Origin of the sequence: Acinetobacter stercoris, assembly GCF_900323515.1 — a bacterium.
Lineage (GTDB): Bacteria > Pseudomonadota > Gammaproteobacteria > Pseudomonadales > Moraxellaceae > Acinetobacter > Acinetobacter stercoris.
Window position 1 is genome coordinate 1 of sequence record NZ_OOGT01000396.1, and the last position, 1314, is coordinate 1314.

Below are 1314 nucleotides of genomic sequence, written 5' to 3' on the forward strand. Positions count from 1 at the left end.
TCTAGGTAGTGAAAAAAGACACTACCTGATATGCAAGTATAAGCTTGAAAAGCGAAGAATTTAAGAAAAATTCTCTTAATATTGAGAAAAATGTGAATTATTCATTAAAAATTCACGATTTTCTTCTTCGATCATTTGACGTGCAACATAAAGAATAAGTTGACGTAACCAACGATGGGCTGGATGATGGTGCAGTAATGGACACCATGCCATTTTAAGTTCAAATTCTGGAATATAAAATGGCGGATCTTTAAGTACCAGATTTTGACTTTTAGCTTGCAATCGAGCGATGCGAGACGGCAGGGTAGCAATCAAGTCAACATTAGAAGCAAGTAGTCCTGGCATTTGGTAATGACGTGTAAAGACAGAAATTTTACGTTTTTGACCAATCCGTTCCAGAGCTTGATCAATCCAGCCAAGTCCCGCTTGTTTTTCTGGGTTTACACCAAAACCAACCCCCATACCTGTTTTAGAAACCCAGATATGTTGTGCATCTAGATAGCTTTTCAGATTTAGGTTACCTACAGCAGGGTGTTTGTTGTTAAGTAAACATGAAAAACTATCACGCCATACCAAAACCTGATGAAAGCTTTGTGGAATTTCATTAAAACGGTTGATCGCAAGATCGACTTTACCTTGTTCCATATCCCGGTAGGACACATCGCTTGGTGTCAAAAAGTCCAAAACAACGTTAGGAGCTTCTGAACGTAAGGCTTTGACTAATCGAGGAACTAATGTTGCCTCTGCATAGTCAGAAGTCATAATACGAAAAACGCGGTTTGATGTATAAGGTCGGAACTCGGTACGTGGTTCCAAAATCATGGAAAGATCAGATAAAGCATCCCGAATACGTGGTTGCAACTCCAGAGCACGCTCTGTTGGTGTCATACCTTCAGAAGAACGGATTAAAAGCGGATCGTTAAACAGGTTACGTAAACGACGTAAGATATTACTCATCGCAGGCTGAGTAACACCGAGTTGTTCAGCTGCACGTGTTACGTTTTTTTCTCGTAAAAGTACATCTAGGTAAATTAAGAGATTGAGATCGACCCGCTCCAGATTCATAAAAAAAATACCGAAAATAAAATCATGAAATCAACTAGAGATTATGCCACAAGGAAATGCTTTTGTGTGAGAATGTGATGAAAAAATCAACTCCTCTTAAACCTGTCTAACATTTTATGAGCACAAGTTGGTTTAGTTTATAAATATAGTGATCAGATTTTAATTTTTAAATGTATTCACGATTTAAATCTTGATGCTATTAGATGTTATTTCACGTAAAAATGATGTTGAAATAGCTATACTTATATT

The 1314-nt window shown here is 37.3% G+C and carries 1 protein-coding gene; it reads right to left on the reverse strand.

Annotated elements, in window-relative coordinates; genetic code table 11:
• Positions 1 to 75 precede the first annotated feature (75 nt).
• Complete coding sequence (locus KPC_RS19795) at positions 76 to 1065, reverse strand: LysR family transcriptional regulator (RefSeq protein WP_121976006.1); 990 nt, start codon at positions 1063 to 1065, stop codon at positions 76 to 78.
• Positions 1066 to 1314: the final 249 nt, after the last annotated feature.

What these genes read in the sequence shown, in the direction of transcription:
- KPC_RS19795 (WP_121976006.1), bottom strand. Translation starts at nt 1,065, where the DNA reads ATGAATCTGGAGCGGGTCGATCTCAATCTCTTAATTTACCTAGATGTA.